Below are 17,563 nucleotides of genomic sequence, written 5' to 3'. Positions count from 1 at the left end.
TTCAGCGTACGCATTTTCGGCCGCCGAGAAGGCGAGAGCGTGCGGTTCGCACTGCGGGTGGCCCGTCGGGTCGTCGGGGTCGACAGCGGCCGAAAAATATAGAAACATATCAATTGATATTACTTGCCCGGCTCGTCCCCTAGGGGCGTCGGTCGGGCTTCGCCCCGTTCAGGGCCGGAGCGCGATGGAAAGCGCTTCGGCCTCGACGCGAGGCGGGTTCGGGCTCGCTATGATCAGCGGGCTCGGCGGGTTCGCCGCAGCGAGGCGGGAGGAGCACCGCCGCGGTTCCGCGTCCGGGGAGAGGGGTGGCATGGGCGAGAAAGACCGATCGACGCCGAAAGGCAAGGGCCCGGCCACGATCTACGACGTCGCCAGGGCCACCGGGGTCAGCCCCTCCACGGTCTCCCGCGCCCTGAACAAGCCGGGCCGGCTGAGCGCCAACACCGAGCGACGCATCCGCGAGGCCGCCGCTGAGCTGGGATACCGCATCAACCCGATGGCGCGCGCGCTGCCCACCGGCAAGACCGGCACGCTCGCGCTGCTGGTCTCCGACCTCACCAACCCCGTGTACTTCGACCTGGTCCGCGGCGCCGAGCGCATCGCCAGGGAGAACGGCGCGACCCTGATCTTCGCCGACTCGCAGGAGTCCTCCGAGCTCGAACGCGAAACCGCCGAGCGCCTCCAGGTGGCCGTGGACGGGCTGCTCCTGGTCGCCTCGCGACTCGACGACGGCCAGATCCAGGAACTGGCCTCGGTCAAACCGCTGGTGGCCGTGAACCGGCTGGTCCCGGGGGTGTCCGCGGTCGTCCCGGACGTGCGCCCGGGGATCACCGAGGCGGTCGAGCTGCTGCACCGCCACGGACACCGGCGCATCGCCTACCTGGCGGGGCCCGAGGCCTCGTGGATGAACGGGATGCGCTGGCTCACCGCGTTCGACCTGGCCGCGGACAAGGATCTCTCCATAGTGGAGATCCAGTCGTCGGCGCCGACCCGCGAGGGCGGCGTGGACGCCTTCCCCCTGATCAAGGCCTCTGGCGTGACCGCGGTACTGGCCTATAACGACCTCGTCGCGCTCGGACTGCTGCGCGCGTGCCGCGAGCACGGGGTGGACGTGCCCGGGGACCTGAGCATCGTGGGCTTCGACGACATCTTCGGCGCCGACCTGCCGACCCCGGCGCTCACGACCGTCCGAAGCCCCATGTCGGACATGGGGATGCGAGCGGTCAGGATGCTCCTCGACGTCATAGAGGGCGACGCCGAGAACACCGAGCTCATCCTCCCCACAGAATTCGTCAACAGAGAATCCATAGCCGACCCCCGCCCCTGAACCCCACGCGCGCAACGGTACCGGCTTGGCGGCGGCGATTCCGCTGGACAGCGCGACACGGTGCGAACCGCTACTGTGAGGACCATGCTCACCTCAGCCGCGGTCCTCGCCACAGTCCTCCTCGCCGCGCTCGTCGTCTTCCAGGCGATGCTGGCGCTCGGCGCGCCCATCGGCCACTTCTCCTGGGGCGGAGCCCACAGGGTGCTCCCGACCAGGTTCCGCATCGGCAGCGCGCTCGCCATCCCGATCTACGTGTTCATCATCCTGCTGATGCTCGACAAGGCCGCAGTGGTCAGCCCTTTCGGTCAGGCCGGATGGGCCACGGTCGCCTTCTGGGTGGTGACGGTCTTCTTCATCCTCAACATCCCCCTGAACGCCCTCTCCCGAAGCAAGCACGAACGCGCCCTCGTGACCCCCACGGTCGCGGTGCTGGCCATCCTGTTTCTCTACGTGGGCCTGACCGCCTGAACCCGTCGATCGGGGGCGTCACCGAAGCGCTCCGACTCGGGCCATGAGCGTGCCGCGGTTCGGACAACGCATCCGGTCGCCCCGCTGTGGGCGTTCAATCGAGCACCGGGAATAGAGCGGGAAGAGGGCAAAACAAAAGGCCCGCATGGCGGGCCCGTTTGTTTTGATAAAGCAAATTTGGCTGGGGTACCTGGACTCGAACCAAGAACAACTGAACCAGAATCAGCCGTGTTGCCAATTACACCATACCCCAATGGTGTCCAGGCGCTTTGGAGCTAGTGGCGCCGACGGGATGTAACTGTACCGGATGCGCCCGTGCCCCTACAAACGGGTTCCCGTGATCGGAACCACCCGGCGGCGGGGCACGGGGCGTCGCGGGTCAGGCGGTTTCCGGTGCGGCCCGGCGCAGGTCGGTGCGCAGGTAGACGAGGGCCAGCGCGACGAAGGACGCCAGGATGAGCAGGTCGGCGACGTGCGCGATCGCCTCGGTGCGGGTGATGCGGCTCAGCGGGAAGGCCACGGCGGAGAGGACGAGGAGGCCGCCGAGCCACCACGGGGCGAGCCGCGTCCAGGTCAGCGAAACGCCGAGCGCGGCGAGGCAGAGCGGGAAGGCCGGCCCGGGGAGCCAGAGCACGAGCGCGGCCGCGACGGGGTGTTCGGCGGCGGCGTCGAGGGAGGCGGTCCCGGAGATGTCGAAGATCGCCTCGAAGAAGCCCTGGAGGCTGAAGGCCATGCCGCCGGTGAAGCCGGCGAGGGCCAGGACGATGCCGGTGCCGCCGAGCCAGGGCTTGTGTTCGGCGACGCGTTCCCAGACGCCGAGGAGGCCGTAGATCCAGGCGACGGTGCTGAACATGAGGAGGACGCTGGCGGTGACGCCGTAGCGGTCGCCGGTCCAGTAGAAGGTCGCGATCGCGCCGAGCAGGGGCCCGGCGATCAGTGAGGTGAGGTGGAGGTTTCTCTTCATGTAGACAGGCTATATGTAGTCTCGCTACATATCAAGGCCGTCTACCTATGGGGGCGTAGGCTGGGGCCATGGACGCTGACGGCATTCACGGCCAGCTCGACACCTTGATCCTGGCGACCCTCAAACGCGGTGAGGCCCACGGCTACGCGATCATCGCCGCGCTGCGCGAGACCAGCGGCGAGCAGCTCGACCTGCCCAGCGGCACGGTCTATCCGGCCTTGCGCCGCCTGGAGCGGTCCGGGTACGTGGAGGGGAAGTGGACGCAGGCGGGCGGGCGGCGCCGGCGGGTCTACGCGATCACCGCCGAAGGGCTCATCGCCCTGGCCAAGGGCCGGGCGGACTGGCTCGCCCTGAGGGAGGTCATGGCCTCCGTCCTGGGCGCATGAGCGATTACGTCGCCTCGGTGGCCGCGCCGCTGCGCGGCCCCAGGCGGCTGCGCGCCGACATGGTCGCCGAGCTCGGCGACGGCTTCGAGGAGGCGGTCGCCGAACGCGAGGCGGCGGGGCTGGGCCGGGACCGGGCGCTCGCCGAGGCGGCCGCGGAGTTCGGGGAGCCGCGGCTGGTCGCCGCCGAGATCCAGCGCGAGCTCGCGGCCGCCCAGGCCCGCCGCACCGCGTGGACCCTCTTGATCGCCTTGCCCGCCTTGACGATCATGTGGGACCTGTTCGGCGGCGACGGCGAACCGGCCCTCGCAGTAGTGCTGCTCGCGAGGCTCACCGATCTCGCCACGGCCTCGGCGTTCACCGTCGCCGCGCTCGTGGTCGCCGGTCGCCTGGAGCGGCGGGCCGCCGCCCTGTGCGGGGCGGCCGGGCTCGTCCAGATCACGGTGGCCCTGGGCTGCTCGGCGGCCATCTCGGCCATCGGCGCTTCGGGTCCGCCCGGGCTCGACCCGGCGTCGTGGTGGTGGCTCTCGGCGGGCTCGGCGGTCGGCGCGGCCTGGATCGCGGTCTCGGCGGTCAGGGCGCTGCGCGTGGGCCGCACCGCGATCTGAACGTTTCGCTCCCGCGGACAACCCCGGGCCACGCGGCGGGCGTAATAAGCGTGTCGGGCCTCCCCTGCGCGGGGCGGGCCCGCCCCGACCCGTCATCTGAAAGAGGCCAAGTGAAGCCAAAGGAGCAGCAGGAAGCCGAGTTCCGGTCCTTCGCACTCGCACAGCGAGACAGCCTGCGCCGCTACGCGTACCTGCTGTGCGGGGACTGGTACGAGGCCGACGACATCGTGCAGAAGTCGCTGACGAAGCTGTTCGCCGCCTGGGCTCGCGTCGAACCGGGCGGCGTCTCGCCGTACTCGCGCAAGATCGTCACGAACGTCTACCTCTCCCACCGCCGCCTCAGCTGGGTGCGCCGCGAGCGCACCGCCGCCGAGCCGCCGACCGTGGCGATCGACCGCCCGCAGGAGGCGGTGGACGCGCGCCTCGAACTGGTCGCCGCCTTGAACCGGCTGCCGCCCAGGCAACGCGCGACCCTCGTATTGCGGTACTGGGAGCAACTGTCCGTTGACGAGACCGCCACCGCCATGGGCTGCTCGACGGGAACGGTGAAGAGCCAGTCGGCGAAGGCGCTGCACAAGCTCAAGCAGTTCCTCACCGATCCCGTCGTCCCCGCCCGGGCCTAGCGGAAGAAAGCGACCATCATGCATACGCAAGACGATCCTGGGGCGATGTTCCAGAAGGCCATGTCGGCCGAGGCGCCGCCGCCCGCGGCGCTCGACCTCGACCGCATCGTGCAAGACGGCTACCGCGCGCGCCGCCGCCACCGCGCCGTGCTCGGCGGGGCCGCGACGGCCGGTGTGGCCGCCGTGGCCGCGGTCCTGGCCCTGTCCATCGGCGGCGCGCCCGTCACCGCTCCCGACCCCGCCGACCCGACCGCCGCCGAGGAGGGCCCGGGCCCCGCCGAGGAGTTCCTCGGGGAACCCTCGATGGCCGGCTACCGGTACCAGGACGGTTGGGCGTCCGAGTACTACGCGCCCGAGGAGGCGATGGTCTCCGAGGCCGTCGAGGAGGCGTTCGCGCCGCTCCTGGCCGAATCGGGCGTGCTGAACGCGCTCGGTGAGGAGTTCATGATCAGGCCGCTCCAGCGGCCCGGCAACTACGGGCAGACCTGGCTGCGCAGCTACGCGGGCGTGGCCGCCGACGAGGTCGGGTCGCAGCTGCGGCCGGTCTTCAGCGTCGAGGCGCTGCTCCCCGGCGGGTGGACGGCCGAGCCGGGGCCGGTGACCGAGCAGTTGTTCCCCCAGCACCTCATCGGGGACGTCCCGCACTACACCGACCAGGCGCCGGCGTTCGAGAGCACCGAGCTCGACGACGGCCGGACGCTGTTCGTCGCCGACCACGGCTGCGCCTACGACCTCGCCGTCCTCTATCCGAACGGCACGGGCCTGCGGGTGAGCTGGGACGTCGACTGCTCCGGCGAGACCCACGCGGTCGACCTGGACGACCTCACCGACGCGGTGGTCGCGATGCCGGAGTTCGAGTTCGACACGACCGGCCTCACCCCGGTCGGGGAGCTCCGGGACATCCCGACGAGCTGGGTCTGGGACCCGGCCGACGCCTGGGTGTACTCGGGCGAGGCGCGGTCGGCGGCCTCCGACACCTACGCGGCCGCCGCGGACGCGCTCCAGTCGGTCCTCCCCGGGTCCACGCTCAGCGGCGGCGCGCCCGTCACCTTGGGCCTCATGGACCGCGGGGCGGTCGCGATCCGCTCGTATTCGGCCAACGGGACGCTGCCGTTCGAGACGATCGACGACGGCGCGGTCTCGGACGTGTACTTCGACCTGCGGTACTACCTGCCGGGCGGCTGGGTGCCGGGGGCCTCGGACTTCAACGACCGGGGCCCTGAGATCCACGTGTGCAAGGAGGAGTTCCAGTGCGACATCTGGGGCGACGACAACGGCACGCAGTGGGGCTTCGAGGAGCGGGTGGTGGACCATGAGCCCGGTCCGGAGGAGGACTGGGAGGCGTACACCGAGCACGAGTTCTACGCGACCCTGTACGCGCCCGAGGGCTGGGCGGTCGGCATCTGGGTCCACTGGCTGGGCGACGCGCCGATCGACGCCGACCAGCTCGCCGAGATCCTGCGCGCCATGCCCGCCCCGGAGTACGACCCCGAGGACCTGCCGGTGATCCCCGGGTCCTGATCGGGCAGGCCTTCGGCCGCAAGGAGACCAGGCGCGGGCCCGGCTCGTAAGAGCCGGGCCCGCGCCCCCGTTCCCGCGCCCCTCTAGAGGACCTGCCAGTCACGCGAGCCCAGGTATTCGGGCCGCGGCTTCTCAGCCGCGAACGGGTCCTCCAGCGCGTTCTCCACGCTGTTGAAGACCACGAACAGGTTCGAGCGCGGGAACGGCGTGATGTTCCCGTTCGAACCGTGCATGCAGTTCGAGTCGAACCACACCGCCGAGCCGGACTTGCCGGTCAGCTGGTGGATGCCGTGCTTGTCGGCGAGGAGGCGCAGCGACCCGTGGTCGGGCGTGCCGGCCTCCTGGCGCACCAGCGAGGCCTTGTGGTTGTCCTCGGGCGTGGCGCCCACGCAGGAGACGAACGTCTGGTGCGAGCCGGGCATGATCATCAGCGAGCCGTTGAAGTGGTAGTTCTCCGTCAGCGCCAGCGAGAGGCTGACAGCCCGCATCCGCGGCATCCCGTCCTCCGCGTGCCAGGTCTCGAAGTCGGAGTGCCATTCGAAGGGCGCGCCGCCGAAGCCGGGCTTGTAGTTGACGCGGCTCTGGTGGACGTACACGTCCGAGCCGAGAATCTGCCTGGCCACGCCCACGATGCGCTCGTCGCGCAGCAGCGCGGCGAAGAACGGCGAGAGCCGGTGCACGTCGAAGACCGAGCGGACCTCGTCGGTGCCGCGTTCGCGGACGACGCGCTCGTCGCCGTCGAGCCGCGGGTCGTGCAGGAGGCTCGCCAGCTCGGTCTCGGCGTCGTGCAGCTCCGCGCCTTCGAGGAGCTGCGGCACGGCCGTGAAGCCGTTGCTCTGGTGCCCGTCGAGCTGCGCCTCGGAGAGCGGCCCGTCCTCGGGCGCGCCCCACACGGCGGGGTCGTCGGTGCGGTAGATCAGTCGCGGCTCGCGGAAGCGCCGCGTGGGGTAGCGATCGGTGGTGGCGGTTGACGGTGACGACATGATGGTTCTCTCCTCACTGCGCCGCAAGTGAAGTGGCGCGATCGTCGCTAGTCGTCGTGGAGGAGGGGGTAGGTGCCCTCGCTGTCGTGGACCTCCCTGCCGGTGACGGGCGGGTTGAACACGCACACGCAGCGCAGGTCGCGGTCGACCTCCAGCGTGTGCCGCTCGCCGCCGTTGAGGAGGTACATGGTGCCGGGGGCGAGGAGGTGGACCTCGCCGGTCTCGTGGTCGTGGAGCTTGCCGGCCCCTTCGATGACGTAGACGGCCTCGACGTGGTTGGCGTAGCGCATAGTCGTGGAGGTGCCGGCGAACAGGACGGTGTCGTGCAGCGAGAAGCCGACGCCGTCGCGGGCCAGCAGGAGGCGCCGGGAGCGCCAAGTGCCCTGGGCCTGGTCGCGGTCGTGGCCCTCGACGTCGGCGTCGGTCCCGACGAGGTCTTCGAGGCGGCGGACGATCATGCGCGCTCCTCCCCCGCGTCGCCCCGCAGTTCGGGGTCTTTGGCGACGGTGGCGACCGCTTCGCGCACGATGGCGGTGCCCTCTTCGAACTCTTCGCGCGTGGTCGTCAGCGGCGGCAGGAACTTGACCACCTCGTCCTCGGCGCCGGAGGTCTCCATGAGCAGGCCGTTCGCGAAGGCCTCCTGGCAGACCAGGGCGGCGTGGCGGGGCTCGTCGAAGACCAGGCCGCGGGCGAGGCCCCGGCCGCGGGTCGAGATGCCGAGGTCGCCGTGTGTCTCGGCGATGCCGCGCAGCTCGCCGTCGAGCCAGTCGGCGCTGTCGGCGACCTGGTCGGTGAGGGTGTCGTTGCGCCAGAAGGTCTCCAGCGCGGCGGTGGCGGTGACGAACGCGGGCGCGTAGCCGCGGAAGGTGCCGTTGTGCTCGCCGGGCTCCCACACGTCCAGGTGCGGTTTCATGAGCGTGAGCGCGAACGGCAGGCCCATGCCCGACAGGGACTTCGAGAGCGTCACGATGTCGGGGCTGATCCCGGAGCGCTCGAAGGAGAAGAACGGTCCCGTACGGCCGCAGCCCATCTGGATGTCGTCCACGATGAACAGCAGGTCGTGCTCGCGGCAGACCGATTCGAGTCCGCGCAGCCAGGCGTCGGAGGCGACGTTGATGCCGCCCTCGCCCTGGACGGTCTCGACGATGACCGCGGCGGGCTTGTCGAGGCCCGAGCCGGGGTCCTCCAGAAGGCTTCGCAGCCAGAGGAAGTCGGGGGTGCGACCGTCCATGTAGTTGTCGAACGGCATGGTCGCGGTGTTGTTGAGCGCGACGCCTGCACCGCCGCGCTTCATCGAGTTCCCGGTGACGGCGAGCGCCCCGAGGGTCATGCCGTGGAAGCCGTTGGTGAAGGACACGACGGTCTCGCGGCCGGTGACCTTGCGCGCCAGCTTGAGCGCGGCCTCGACGGCGTTGTTGCCCGCGGGCCCGGGGAACTGGACCTTGTAGTCGAGGTTCCGCGGCGCGAGCACGAGGTCGCGGAACGCCTCCAGGAAGCGGGTCTTGGCCCCGGAGTAGGTGTCGAGCGTGTGCACGACGTTGTCCTCGGTGAGGTAGGCCAGCAGGGCCTCCTTGATCACCGGGTGGTTGTGCCCGTAGTTGAGGGCGCCGGCCCCGGCGAAGAAGTCCAGAAAGGACCTGCCGTCCTCGTCGGTGATGCGACTGCCCCTGGCGGTGGCGAACACCGTGGGCCAGTTGCGGCAGTAGGAGCGGACTTGTGATTCGACCTGTTCGAATACCTGCATAAGTCTCTTCCGGTCGGCCTGTCGAGCGGTTCTCCGCTTCCCGGCGGCGCATCGGGCGCGACGCAGGGCGCATACCCGGGCCGGCACATGTCGGTGCCCGGGTAGGGCGGGGCTCAGTCCGGTTCCGGACCGCGCTCGTCCTTCGGCCCTGCGGGCCGGGACGGGTGCGGTTCGAACGACCCGGAGAACGGATCGGCGCTGCCGGGACGCTCTAGGAGCGGCCCGATCCTTTGCAGCACTTCAGGTCCGTGTTCGGAGCCGAGCTCGTGCTCGGAGAACAGCACGTCGCGCGTCAGTGTCGCGCCCCTCGCCTCGGCGAAGGACGCGAACAGTTGCAGCGACGCTTTGTTGTCGGGGGTGACGGTGGCTTCGACGAAGCGGACCCCCTTGGGACGCAGGGACTCGACCAGGTGGTCGAGCATGCGCGATGCCAGCCCGCGGCGGCGGAAGTCGGGACCGACCGCGACCTGCCACACGAAGAGCGTGTCGGGTGCGTCCGGGCGCCGGTATCCGGTGATGAAGCCCGCCGGTCGCTCCCCGGCGCGGGCGACGACGCTGGTGCCGGCGAAATCGCGGCACCACAGCAGGTAGGCGTACCTGCTGTTGACGTCGAGTCCGCCCGCTTCGCGGGCGAGGGTCCACAGGGACGCCCCTTCCGCGGGGGTGGGAACGCCCAGTTCGAGCGGTTCCGTAGGGTCGGCGGTTCCTTGGACCTGGGTGCCGGGCCGTTTCAGGCTCGCGGCACTTGCGTCTGCGGATGGCATGAGGTCGACCGTAACAAAGATCCGGGCGATTGTTAAGGCTGACAGCACATTATTGTGAAGTTCTGATTGAACAACGAGGTCAGGCGATCGGCTCGTGCCCCTCTTCGTCGGCCTCCTGGAGGTCGAGGCGTTCGAGCCCGGCCCGCTCGGTGATCGCCCGGCGCAGCGCGAGCTCGGGGTCGACCCCGGCGGCCCTCGCGGCGGCCGCGGCGGCGAGCAGGAAGTCGCCCACCGCGTCCGGCTCGATCTTGACGCCTTCGGGCAGTTCGGGCAGGTCGAGCGGCTCGCCCTGGTCGTCGAAGCGCTCGATCACCTTGGCGGCCAAGGCCAGTGAAGGGAGCTGGCGGGAGACGCCGTCGGCCGGGTGGTCCCGGTCGGGCTTCTCGGCGGCCTTGGCCTCGTTCCAGTTCTCGTACAGGTCCTCGGGATCGGCGTCGCCCCACACGTGCGGGTGGCGGCGGACGATCTTCTCCACGAGGTCCCCCGCGACGTCGTCGATGTCGAAGTCCTCGGCGAGCGAGGCGTGCAGCAGTGGCTGGAACAGGAGGTCGCCCAGCTCCTCGCGCAGCTCCTCGGCGTCGCCGCCGGCGATGGCGTCGAGGACCTCGTAGGACTCCTCCAGCAGGTAGGGGCCGAGGGTCGCGTGCGTCTGCCCGCGGTGCCACGGGCACCCGTCCTCGGCGTGGAGGCGCGCGACGGCCTCGACGAGGTCGAGCAGGCGCGCGCCGGGCGGATCCCAGGACCCGTAGACGACCTCCAGGTCGATCTCGCCGCCGGCGACGTACTCGGCGAGGGCCTCGCGCAGGTCCTCGTCACCTTCCTCGCCGACGATCCAGACGCCGCCCTCCTCCAGGAATTCGGCGGCGTCCTCCACGAGGTCGACCTCGACGCCGGCGTCGCGGATCGCCTCGACCGTGGGCGAGGCGAAGAACGCGGCGACGGCCTCGGCTTCGTGGAGCGCGTCCCACGCCTCGACGCTGAGGAGTCCGGCGGGGATGCGAGGGGAGGTCAGGAGCCAGGTGACGGTGCTCAACGCTGCGGGACCTCGACGGGGAAGACGCTGGGGAGGGGGCCCAGATCCAGCTTGCCGTAACGCGGGTTGACCGAGATGTCGTACTCCTCGACGTACTCGTTGAGGTCGTCGGTGTAGCCCGCGAGCTGCTGGAGGTCCTCCAGCGAGGCGTTGGCGAGGTTCTCGTTGGTGGCGGCGGCCGCGACGGCGGCCTCCATCTCGGCCTGGGTGAGCTCGCGCGGCTCGGCCTGCTCGAAGAACTCGCCGGTGTAGGTGTTGTACTCGTTGATGAGCGTCTGGAGACCGTCGTCCCCGGGTACCGGGTCCAGGCCGACGGCGTGTCCGAGCTCGGAGAAGATCATGATGAGCACGACGCTGTTCCGGTTGCCGGAGAGGTCGTAGGTGTACAGCTCCTGGTCCGGGTCGCCCCAGCGTTCGACCGACTCGTCCACGTAGCCGTCGACGGTGGTCTCGGTGATCCGCTCGCCGCCGATGAACAGGGCCGTGCCCTGTTCGTTCCCGCACGCGCCCAGCGCGAGGAGCCCGACCGCGGCGGCCGCCGCCATTCTCAAGATGCGCACAGCACTTCCCTTCCACTCAATTGCATCTGTGACCTTAGCCTCGATACCTGAACGCGCGCGATCCCCCCACCCCGGTGCTGCCGGCTCGTCCGGATTCGGACGGCGCGGGCCGGCCGGTCGGGGTTTCCAACGGCGGACGCCCGCCCCCGGTTGGGGGCGGGCGTCCTCTCTTCTAGTTGATGACGATCTCGAAGGTGGTGGTCGTGTTCTTGATGTCCTGGTGGTTGTCGGTCAGCTGGAGGTTGTTGAAGACGGCGATGCCCACGGCCGGGCCTTGGCCGGATTCGGGCATCTCGTTGACCCAGATGCCGAAGCCGGACTTGGACTCGAACTCGTCCCCGCTGAGCCGCGCCCCGGAGATGGTCACGTCGGTGAACACGGTGTCGGTGACCGGGTTCTCGGGCTGGCCGCCGACGTAGTTGGTCTGGAACATGATCCCCGCGTAGGTCGGGTCGACGATGTCGACGTCGGTCACGCGGATGCCCTGGAAGGTCTCGCTGGCCGAGAAGATCCAGATCCCCGGGAAGGTCTGCGAGCCCCAGAAGTGGCCGCCGGCGCGGACGATCGAGATGTTCTCGAAGCGGGTGGGCGGGTCGGATTCGAAGCCGTCCATCGGGTAGCCGAAGTTCAGCGAGCTGATGGTGATGCCCGAGTAGACGAGCGTGTCGGCGATGTGGATGTTGCGGAAGGTGTTGCCGTACCCGCCGTAGACCGCCAGCCCGGCGGCGCGCCAGGTGAGGATCGAGGTGAGGTTCTCGTAGACGTTGCCGGTCTGGTGCCCGCCGCCCGAGTCGGTGGCGGCGAACAGCGCGAAGCTGTCGTCGCCCGAGGCGCGGGACTCGATGTTCTGCAACAGGTTCCCGTTGCTGCCGTTGGTCATGTTGATCGCGTCCGCGAAGAGGTTCCGCGCCCGCGAGTTCGTGATCTGCGAGTCGCTGATGCTCGAGCCCCAGAACATGCAGACCTGGTGCTCGACCCACGTGTCGTCGATGGTCATGTCCGCGACGTTCTGCCAGTCGAAGACCTTGCCGGGCCCGTCGATGCGGCTGGTGTAGTTCCCGAAGTAGGCGAACCCGGCGAAGGTGGAGCCGTTCGCGGTGGCCTCGGTGCGGAACCCGACGTCGGTGTTCTCCTGGTCCTGCGGCGCGTAGAAGCGGGTGTACCAGGGCCCGGCGCCGAGGATCTCGACGGCCTGGCCGTAGACCTGGAACTTCTGCGCGGTCGTGTAGTCCCCCGCCGGCAGGTACACGCCGAGCAGGTCGCCCGAAGTGTCCATCCTGAAGGCGTCCAACGCGTTCTGGACGTCCTGGTGGGTGAACCCGTCGGGTTCGACGTAGCGCGCCGGGTCGGGGTTGGCGATCGGCGCGACCTGTTCGAGGCTGATGAAGTCGATCGCGTAGAAGTCGGCGGTGTTGGCCGCGTCCTTCTGGAGCCGGATGGTGCTCCCGGCCGGGATCGTCTCGTCGAGCAGCACGTTGGCCTCGTCGTAGACGTGGCGCGCCGGGCCCGAGCTCGGCGAGTTGTTCGGGCTCGCCTCGGCTCCGTAGAGCCAGGCGAACTTCGAGGTCAGCTCGATCGGCTGGAGCAGTTCACCGTCCACATAGATGTTCAGGGTGGCGTCGATGCCGCCGCCTCCCGGAGCGTCCGGAATGGAGAATCGCGTGACAAGCGTGTTGGTGCTGTTCGCGGTCGTGAACTCGACGTATTCGCCGGTGGCGTCGAGCACCACGGCCTGGCGCCCGGAGGCCTCGCCCGCGAGGTCGCCGACGGCGCGGTTGGGTTCGAGGATCTGCGCGCCGCCGCCGACGGTGCCGTGTTCGGCCTCCTCGATCGTGAAGGGCAGGTTCGCCCCTCGGCCGATCGAGAGCGTGCGGGTAGCGGTGTTGTTGTCCTGCTTGACGGGCAGTTCGTTCGCGTCGGGTTCGATGACGACGGTGACGGTGTAGTCCCCGTCGGCCGCCGTCCAGGTGCCGAGGGCGATGGGGCTCGTGGTCGTGCCCGAGGCGATCGCTCCGTCGTGCGCGCCGGTGGCGGAGTGCACGGCCTGGCCGGTGTCGTTGTCGGTCAGGGTGAGCGTCACTTCATGGGCGCCGGTCGCGGCGTCGATGCTGCCCTGGTTCTCGACGGTGACGGCGAAGGCGACGTCGTCGCCGGAGGTCGGGTTGCTCGGCGACCAGGTGATCGCGGCGGCGACGAGGTCGGAGGTCGCGACCGCGCTCACGGCGAGCGGGTCGGGTGCGGCGTAGTCGTTGTTGCCCTCGTCGCTCTCGGCGACCAGCGCGCCGGGGTCCACTGTGGCGCTGACTTCGTGCTCGCCCGCGTTGAGCGATCCGATTGCGGCCGAGACGGTCTCGCCGTCCCCGGCGGCGAGGCCGCCGACGGGCACGGTGCCGAGCAGGACGCCGTCGAGGAAGAGGTCCACGGCGGTCGGGCCCGAGGCCACCGCGCCGATGTTCTCGACGCTCGCGGTGAGGGTCACCTCGTCGGTCTCGATGGGCGCGGCCGGGGTCCAGGAGAGGTCGGTGACGACCAGGTCGGCGGCGGCCGCGGGGACGCCGAACACCTGGAGTTCGGCGACCTGGCCGTTGGGCGCGCCGGTGTTGGCGGTGAAGGAGAGTCGGACCTCGCCCGCGGTGCCGGTGACGGGGACGGTCACCGTGTTGCCGCTCGCGGGGTCGAATTCGTATGCGGCCGAATCCACCAGCGTGGTGAACGAGCCGCCGTTGAGGTCGCGTCCGAGCACCGAGAACGTCTGGGTGCGCGAGGCCCAGATCGGGTCGGGGTTGAGGCTGACGACGATGCTTTCGAGTTCGGCGTTCGCGCCGAGCGAGACGGTGAGGTCGCTCGGGTAGGCCCCGGACTGGCCCTCCCAGTAGGTGGTGAGGTCGCCGTCGTTGGCGTTCTCGGCGGCGAATTCGAACTCCTGGGAGGAGGCGCTGATCGGGCGGTCCGCCGCCAGATCAGCGGCGGCGGCGGTGCCGTTGGCCGCTTGTGCCGGCGCGACCGGCACGAGCGCTGCCACCACGGCGACGACCGAGGTCGTCGCCGCGAGAGCGAGGCGCGAGAGTTTCATGATCGACTCCTTGTAAGGGGGAATTGGCGATCGACCCTCCACAGGGCAGCACGAATACCGCCGAGCGGGCGGACGCGATCGCACTCGATCCAGACTCGCCATCGGGCGGTCCGGGGGTCGGCGCACAGCACAGCCAGGGTGATCGGCGGTGCTCCGCGCACGATTATTAGGATCGATGAGCATCGATCTTAGGGAAGGTTTGAGAGTATGAAGTGGCTGATGATCGAAGGTTTAGCGCTATACCTAAGAAAGGATTCTAATCCCGCCCAATTACACTTGTCAATACTTTGTTTCCGCGCGATCACGCAAGCGTGTCGACGACCCGAGTGGGAGCGATCGGCAAAGTCGAGTCGTCAAACTAAGAGAGCACTGAAAAGCGGGCCGCGGCATTCGCGGAGGCTGGGCTCGCCCGGTCGCGGTGGTCGTGGAGCCCGACCGACCGGTCTCATACGCCGCCCAAAGATCGGGGCCGCTCCACCCTCATGCCCGGGGGTTCACGGTCTCGGCCAAATCTGGTCCGGTCGCAGCGCGAGCAACCGGTCAGCCTTCCACGAGATCCCATGTCACGCCTTCGGCCTCCGGTCGCTCGCCCGTTTCGAGATACGCGCGTGCCAGCGCGCGCGCCGCCGCGAAGCTGAGCCTTCCGAGTTCGGCCGGTAGGTCTGCAAGCTCCTCATCCGAGGACTCGCACACCCGCAGCGCTTTCGGTTCACGGCCGGCCTCTGCCGCCTTGAGGCCGGACGGCAGCCAGCGGGCCGCCGCCGTGCCGGTCACCTCCGGATCGGCCTTGAGCCTGGCGCTCGCCTCTGCTTCGGTCGTCACCGGCGGCGATCCCGGATCGGCGTCGAAGTCGAGGCGCAGCGGCATGTCCTCGATGGCAGACCCGGAAGGGCCGATGAGCAGCGACCACGCTCGAACCCCTTGCGGGGCGATCATCGCGTTGTGCTCGCGGATGAACTCATCCAGTTCCTCGGCCGAGGACAACTCGGCATCCGAGATGTCCCACCAGACGCGTACGCTCATGCGATCCCTCTTCCAATGCCCTCACTCGGTGCCGCTGCGGAGCGCAGACTCGCTTCCGTCTTCTTCCGAATACGCGAAGGCGCGCGGGCTCGCCGCACCCTCTGCTCGCAGCTCCTCGATCTGCTGCTTGCTCGCCACGAGCTGTGCGGCGAGTTCTTCGGCCAAGGCAATGCGCGGCGATCCCTAAGATCGGCAGGTTGGATCGGTGTGCTGAAGGGGCCGCGGCCGGCACATCACCGCTTCGGCCGCGGCCCCACTTTTGGTCCCGAACTCCGCCCGGGGGTGCGGCGGGACCAAGCCGAGCCCTCCACCCTGAACTCGACTATTGCGGTCCCCGGTGCGAACCGATAACACCGGGGACACTCATCGGGCAGGGGCGCGGTCCTGGGAAGACACGCCCCGCCCAAGCCTCAAACGTCGCCGCGCAAACGCGCGCACGCCTCGTCAGCCTTCACCGCGATCGCCTTGCGCAACAACGGATCATCCTTGCCGTAGCCAGCGGTCCAGAACAGCTCGGCGGCTTCATCGATCTTGCGCGTCATGACCGTGAAGCCGGTGGCGAGATCCCTGACGGCGAACTGCCGCCCGGTCAGGGTGTTCACGAACGTCTCCGCGACAAACGCCCGCCCTTCAGCGTTGAACCCGCACACCGGACGATTCGTCATCAACGCTCATCCATCCGGGCCCACCGACGCCCCGTCCGCACCTGCCGCACCGCGATGTCGAACCAATCGCGATCGGTAAGACGGCCACCCTGTGGCGCGCCGGTCACCTCGGCCGGGTCTGCGGCCTCCCGCTCGGGCTCCGGAGTCCTGTCCCGCTCATCCATTGCAGACCCTCACCGGACGGGGCTCCTCGGGACCTCCGTTGTAGAAGACCATGAAGCCCTGGTCCTTCACCCAGGACTTCCACTCCTCGCTCGCGGTCCTCCACCCGTCTCCCCAAGTGGCCCTGAGGCTTCCGGAAGCCAGGCCGGAGACGACCACGACGATGTCCACCCGGTTGTCGCCCGAGTAGACCTGGAACGAGTCCGGTGCCTGGGCGCTCGAAGCCCGGACCTTGAAATAGCGCCGGCCGTCGCTGAACCCTCCCCGCTCCAACGGGTCCGGCGCGGCGTATCGCTTGGTCGTTTCGTGTCGCATCTCTGGTGCTCCTCCCATTCGCTCCAGCGGCGTGAAGTCGAGAGTAGGGAGAGATGCGCCGCAATCTCAAGCCGAAACACCTGGTAGGACGGTTGGCGATAGGACCAGCGATCGATCTCGGGTCGTAAGGAAAAGGCAGTATGGCCAACCAAACTGCCATACGGTTCGGCGCGCGGGTGGCGGTTGCGCAATGTGTAGTTGTTGCGATACTGAGAAGATGTCGACAGTTTCTGAACTTCGCAGGCAGGTCGGTCGCGAGCTTGCGGCGCAGCGTGAATTGGCGGGTAAGAAGGTCACTGATCCTGAGGCTGCGGCAATCGCGGGATCGACGCGAACGCTCAAACGCCTCGAGAACGGCGTCCCCACCAGACTCACCTACGCGGTCATCGGCAGGCTCGCCAGGTACTACGGAGCCCCGGACCAGATTCAGTTCGAACTGGAGCGCATCTGGCGCTACGTGAACGATGACATGTGGGCCCAGCCCAGCCACGCAGTCGAGAACTCAGGCTGGGACGCATACATGGAATTCGAGCGACTGGCGGCAGGACTCGACCAGTTCGAGACGATGTATGTGCCGGGCCCAGTCCAGACCGAGTTTTATATGCGCCGGCTCTTCGAACGGAGTGAAGTGTCGCGCGAGCGCATCCCGGTGCTGATCGAGCATCGTCTCGCAAGACAAACCGAGCTTCTTCAGAAGCTCGGCTCCATCAGACTGCGGTACCTTCTCACAGAGGCCGTGCTCAAGAACGGCTGCGACGACGAGCAACTCAGTCGCATGTTGGAGCTCGACGAACACCCAAATGTGACCATCAAGGTCTTGGAGCTGGCAGACGGACCATATCCGTTGATGGATGTGCCCTACTCCGTACTATCCTTCAGGAATACCGAGGAGCCCAGCATCGTATATCTGGAAAGCCCCTACGAGCGGCGGTTCTACGAGAACAGTGACGCCGTAGGCAAGTACCACCAGATCTTCGAGGGAGGGCTCCGACAAGCCAAGTCTCTGAAGGAGTTCCAGCGATGAGCCAGGATGGGTGGCGCAAGTCGAGCCGGAGCCAAGGCACCGCGAACAGCGACTGCGTTGAGGTGCGAGTCGCCCCTTGGCGCAAGTCGAGCCGGAGCAACGGCGCCGAGAACAGCAACTGCGTGGAGGCCCGGCCCGCTGGCGCTGGCTTCCAGGTGCGGGACAGCAAGCTTGGCGATGACTCCCCGATCTTCGATCTGAAGACCGTCGACTTCACCGCATTGCTCCAGCAAACCGACCGATAGCCCGGTTCGACCCCCGAACGGCCCCGCCTTCGGCGGGGCCGTTCGCGTTCCCACCACCGGATCTTGTGCCATCAGATG

General features: G+C 68.8%; 19 protein-coding genes, 1 tRNA gene and 1 pseudogene. 8 read left to right on the top strand and 13 right to left on the bottom strand.

The genetic code is table 11. From position 1 onward, the window contains the following. The first annotated feature begins 310 nt into the window (after window positions 1-310). Together IF12_RS0109820 and IF12_RS0109815 are read left to right on the top strand one after the other, a co-directional pair. Window positions 311-1,327: a LacI family DNA-binding transcriptional regulator gene (locus IF12_RS0109820; RefSeq protein WP_030157465.1), complete on the top strand. Its 1,017-nt coding sequence runs from the start codon at window positions 311-313 to the stop codon at window positions 1,325-1,327. An 84-nt stretch (window positions 1,328-1,411) separates the two neighbouring features. Then, the gene (locus tag IF12_RS0109815; protein WP_030157458.1) at window positions 1,412-1,795 is read left to right on the top strand and encodes a hypothetical protein; all 384 of its coding nucleotides are present in this window, start codon (window positions 1,412-1,414) and stop codon (window positions 1,793-1,795) included. Window positions 1,796-1,973: 178 nt separating this feature from the next. Here IF12_RS0109815 and IF12_RS0109810 read toward each other — a convergent pair. Both IF12_RS0109810 and IF12_RS0109805 read right to left on the bottom strand, forming a co-directional pair. Further along, a tRNA-Gln gene (locus tag IF12_RS0109810) sits at window positions 1,974-2,048 on the bottom strand. 126 nt (window positions 2,049-2,174) lie between these two features. Next, window positions 2,175-2,759 carry a hypothetical protein gene (locus IF12_RS0109805; protein WP_051704202.1) on the bottom strand — a complete coding sequence of 195 codons (585 nt, stop codon included), beginning with the start codon at window positions 2,757-2,759 and terminating at the stop codon, window positions 2,175-2,177. 68 nt (window positions 2,760-2,827) lie between these two features. On the opposite strand from IF12_RS0109805, the gene IF12_RS0109800 reads away from it, so the two are divergent. The 4 genes from IF12_RS0109800 to IF12_RS0109785 all read left to right on the top strand — a co-directional run bounded on the left by IF12_RS0109800 (window position 2,828) and on the right by IF12_RS0109785 (window position 5,894). Then, the gene (locus IF12_RS0109800) at window positions 2,828-3,145 is read left to right on the top strand and encodes a PadR family transcriptional regulator (protein WP_030157455.1); all 318 of its coding nucleotides are present in this window, start codon (window positions 2,828-2,830) and stop codon (window positions 3,143-3,145) included. Further along, window positions 3,142-3,750 carry a permease prefix domain 1-containing protein gene (locus tag IF12_RS23990; protein WP_051704201.1) on the top strand — a complete coding sequence of 203 codons (609 nt, stop codon included), beginning with the start codon at window positions 3,142-3,144 and terminating at the stop codon, window positions 3,748-3,750. The genes IF12_RS0109800 and IF12_RS23990 overlap by 4 nt, the downstream gene beginning before the upstream one ends. 110 nt (window positions 3,751-3,860) lie before the next feature. Continuing rightward, window positions 3,861-4,373 (top strand): SigE family RNA polymerase sigma factor, encoded by a 513-nt coding sequence (locus IF12_RS0109790; RefSeq protein ID WP_030157453.1) that lies wholly within the window; start codon window positions 3,861-3,863, stop codon window positions 4,371-4,373. 18 nt (window positions 4,374-4,391) lie between these two features. Continuing rightward, on the top strand, window positions 4,392-5,894 hold the full coding sequence (locus IF12_RS0109785) for a hypothetical protein (RefSeq protein WP_133884213.1): 1,503 nt from the start codon (window positions 4,392-4,394) through the stop codon (window positions 5,892-5,894). Between the two features lie 83 nt (window positions 5,895-5,977). Here the strand turns inward: IF12_RS0109785 and thpD are convergent, their stop codons facing one another. The 11 genes and pseudogenes from thpD to IF12_RS0109725 form a co-directional block, all read right to left on the bottom strand. Further along, window positions 5,978-6,877, bottom strand: a complete 900-nt coding sequence (gene thpD / locus IF12_RS0109780) for an ectoine hydroxylase (RefSeq protein WP_030157449.1) — start codon at window positions 6,875-6,877, stop codon at window positions 5,978-5,980. A gap of 47 nt (window positions 6,878-6,924) precedes the next feature. Then, the gene (locus IF12_RS0109775) at window positions 6,925-7,335 is read right to left on the bottom strand and encodes an ectoine synthase (RefSeq protein WP_030157447.1); all 411 of its coding nucleotides are present in this window, start codon (window positions 7,333-7,335) and stop codon (window positions 6,925-6,927) included. Next, a complete protein-coding gene (ectB, locus tag IF12_RS0109770) occupies window positions 7,332-8,621 on the bottom strand; it encodes a diaminobutyrate--2-oxoglutarate transaminase (protein ID WP_051704200.1) in 1,290 nt (429 codons plus the stop codon). The genes IF12_RS0109775 and ectB overlap by 4 nt, the downstream gene beginning before the upstream one ends. A gap of 113 nt (window positions 8,622-8,734) precedes the next feature. After that, window positions 8,735-9,385, bottom strand: coding sequence for a diaminobutyrate acetyltransferase (ectA, locus tag IF12_RS0109765; RefSeq protein ID WP_081913444.1), 651 nt, complete (start codon window positions 9,383-9,385; stop codon window positions 8,735-8,737). A 79-nt stretch (window positions 9,386-9,464) separates the two neighbouring features. Next, on the bottom strand, window positions 9,465-10,418 hold the full coding sequence (locus IF12_RS0109760) for a MazG family protein (protein WP_035748744.1): 954 nt from the start codon (window positions 10,416-10,418) through the stop codon (window positions 9,465-9,467). After that, entirely contained in the window at window positions 10,415-10,978 is a 564-nt protein-coding gene (locus IF12_RS0109755) for a hypothetical protein (RefSeq protein ID WP_133884212.1), read from the bottom strand. Before IF12_RS0109755 ends, IF12_RS0109760 begins: the two co-directional genes overlap by 4 nt. A 172-nt stretch (window positions 10,979-11,150) precedes the next feature. Next, window positions 11,151-13,955: pseudogene (locus IF12_RS0109750) on the bottom strand (CARDB domain-containing protein); the annotation flags it as partial. Between the two features lie 636 nt (window positions 13,956-14,591). Continuing rightward, complete coding sequence (locus tag IF12_RS0109745) at window positions 14,592-15,074, bottom strand: hypothetical protein (protein ID WP_030157435.1); 483 nt, start codon at window positions 15,072-15,074, stop codon at window positions 14,592-14,594. Window positions 15,075-15,095: 21 nt separating this feature from the next. Then, complete coding sequence (locus IF12_RS25585; protein WP_156036821.1) at window positions 15,096-15,239, bottom strand: hypothetical protein; 144 nt, start codon at window positions 15,237-15,239, stop codon at window positions 15,096-15,098. Between the two features lie 245 nt (window positions 15,240-15,484). Beyond that, entirely contained in the window at window positions 15,485-15,739 is a 255-nt protein-coding gene (locus IF12_RS0109735) for a hypothetical protein (RefSeq protein WP_030157433.1), read from the bottom strand. A 156-nt stretch (window positions 15,740-15,895) separates the two neighbouring features. Further along, complete coding sequence (locus IF12_RS0109725; protein ID WP_030157431.1) at window positions 15,896-16,216, bottom strand: hypothetical protein; 321 nt, start codon at window positions 16,214-16,216, stop codon at window positions 15,896-15,898. A gap of 217 nt (window positions 16,217-16,433) precedes the next feature. Here IF12_RS0109725 and IF12_RS0109720 point away from each other — a divergent pair, with 217 nt between their 5' ends. Continuing rightward, the gene (locus IF12_RS0109720; RefSeq protein ID WP_030157429.1) at window positions 16,434-17,240 is read left to right on the top strand and encodes a helix-turn-helix transcriptional regulator; all 807 of its coding nucleotides are present in this window, start codon (window positions 16,434-16,436) and stop codon (window positions 17,238-17,240) included. Further along, window positions 17,237-17,485, top strand: coding sequence for a DUF397 domain-containing protein (locus tag IF12_RS22890; RefSeq protein ID WP_035748743.1), 249 nt, complete (start codon window positions 17,237-17,239; stop codon window positions 17,483-17,485). The genes IF12_RS0109720 and IF12_RS22890 overlap by 4 nt, the downstream gene beginning before the upstream one ends. Window positions 17,486-17,563: the final 78 nt, after the last annotated feature.

The sequence above is a fragment of the Glycomyces sp. NRRL B-16210 genome, from assembly GCF_000719515.1.
Classification (GTDB): Bacteria; Actinomycetota; Actinomycetes; order Mycobacteriales; family Micromonosporaceae; genus Glycomyces.
The sequence above is the reverse complement of the archived record's forward strand: the minus strand, read 5'-3'. Positions and strand labels throughout refer to the sequence as shown.

Excerpts from the sequence above, each read along its gene's own strand:
- IF12_RS0109820 (WP_030157465.1), top strand. The coding sequence starts at position 311 with ATGGGCGAGAAAGACCGATCGACGCCGAAAGGCAAGGGCCCGGCCACG.
- IF12_RS0109815 (WP_030157458.1), top strand. The coding sequence starts at position 1,412 with ATGCTCACCTCAGCCGCGGTCCTCGCCACAGTCCTCCTCGCCGCGCTC.
- IF12_RS0109805 (WP_051704202.1), bottom strand. The coding sequence starts at position 2,759 with ATGAAGAGAAACCTCCACCTCACCTCACTGATCGCCGGGCCCCTGCTC.
- IF12_RS0109800 (WP_030157455.1), top strand. The coding sequence starts at position 2,828 with ATGGACGCTGACGGCATTCACGGCCAGCTCGACACCTTGATCCTGGCG.
- IF12_RS23990 (WP_051704201.1), top strand. The coding sequence starts at position 3,142 with ATGAGCGATTACGTCGCCTCGGTGGCCGCGCCGCTGCGCGGCCCCAGG.
- IF12_RS0109785 (WP_133884213.1), top strand. The coding sequence starts at position 4,392 with ATGCATACGCAAGACGATCCTGGGGCGATGTTCCAGAAGGCCATGTCG.
- thpD (WP_030157449.1), bottom strand. The coding sequence starts at position 6,877 with ATGTCGTCACCGTCAACCGCCACCACCGATCGCTACCCCACGCGGCGC.
- IF12_RS0109775 (WP_030157447.1), bottom strand. The coding sequence starts at position 7,335 with ATGATCGTCCGCCGCCTCGAAGACCTCGTCGGGACCGACGCCGACGTC.
- ectB (WP_051704200.1), bottom strand. The coding sequence starts at position 8,621 with ATGCAGGTATTCGAACAGGTCGAATCACAAGTCCGCTCCTACTGCCGC.
- ectA (WP_081913444.1), bottom strand. The coding sequence starts at position 9,385 with ATGCCATCCGCAGACGCAAGTGCCGCGAGCCTGAAACGGCCCGGCACC.
- IF12_RS0109745 (WP_030157435.1), bottom strand. The coding sequence starts at position 15,074 with ATGAGCGTACGCGTCTGGTGGGACATCTCGGATGCCGAGTTGTCCTCG.
- IF12_RS0109735 (WP_030157433.1), bottom strand. The coding sequence starts at position 15,739 with ATGACGAATCGTCCGGTGTGCGGGTTCAACGCTGAAGGGCGGGCGTTT.
- IF12_RS0109725 (WP_030157431.1), bottom strand. The coding sequence starts at position 16,216 with ATGCGACACGAAACGACCAAGCGATACGCCGCGCCGGACCCGTTGGAG.
- IF12_RS0109720 (WP_030157429.1), top strand. The coding sequence starts at position 16,434 with ATGTCGACAGTTTCTGAACTTCGCAGGCAGGTCGGTCGCGAGCTTGCG.
- IF12_RS22890 (WP_035748743.1), top strand. The coding sequence starts at position 17,237 with ATGAGCCAGGATGGGTGGCGCAAGTCGAGCCGGAGCCAAGGCACCGCG.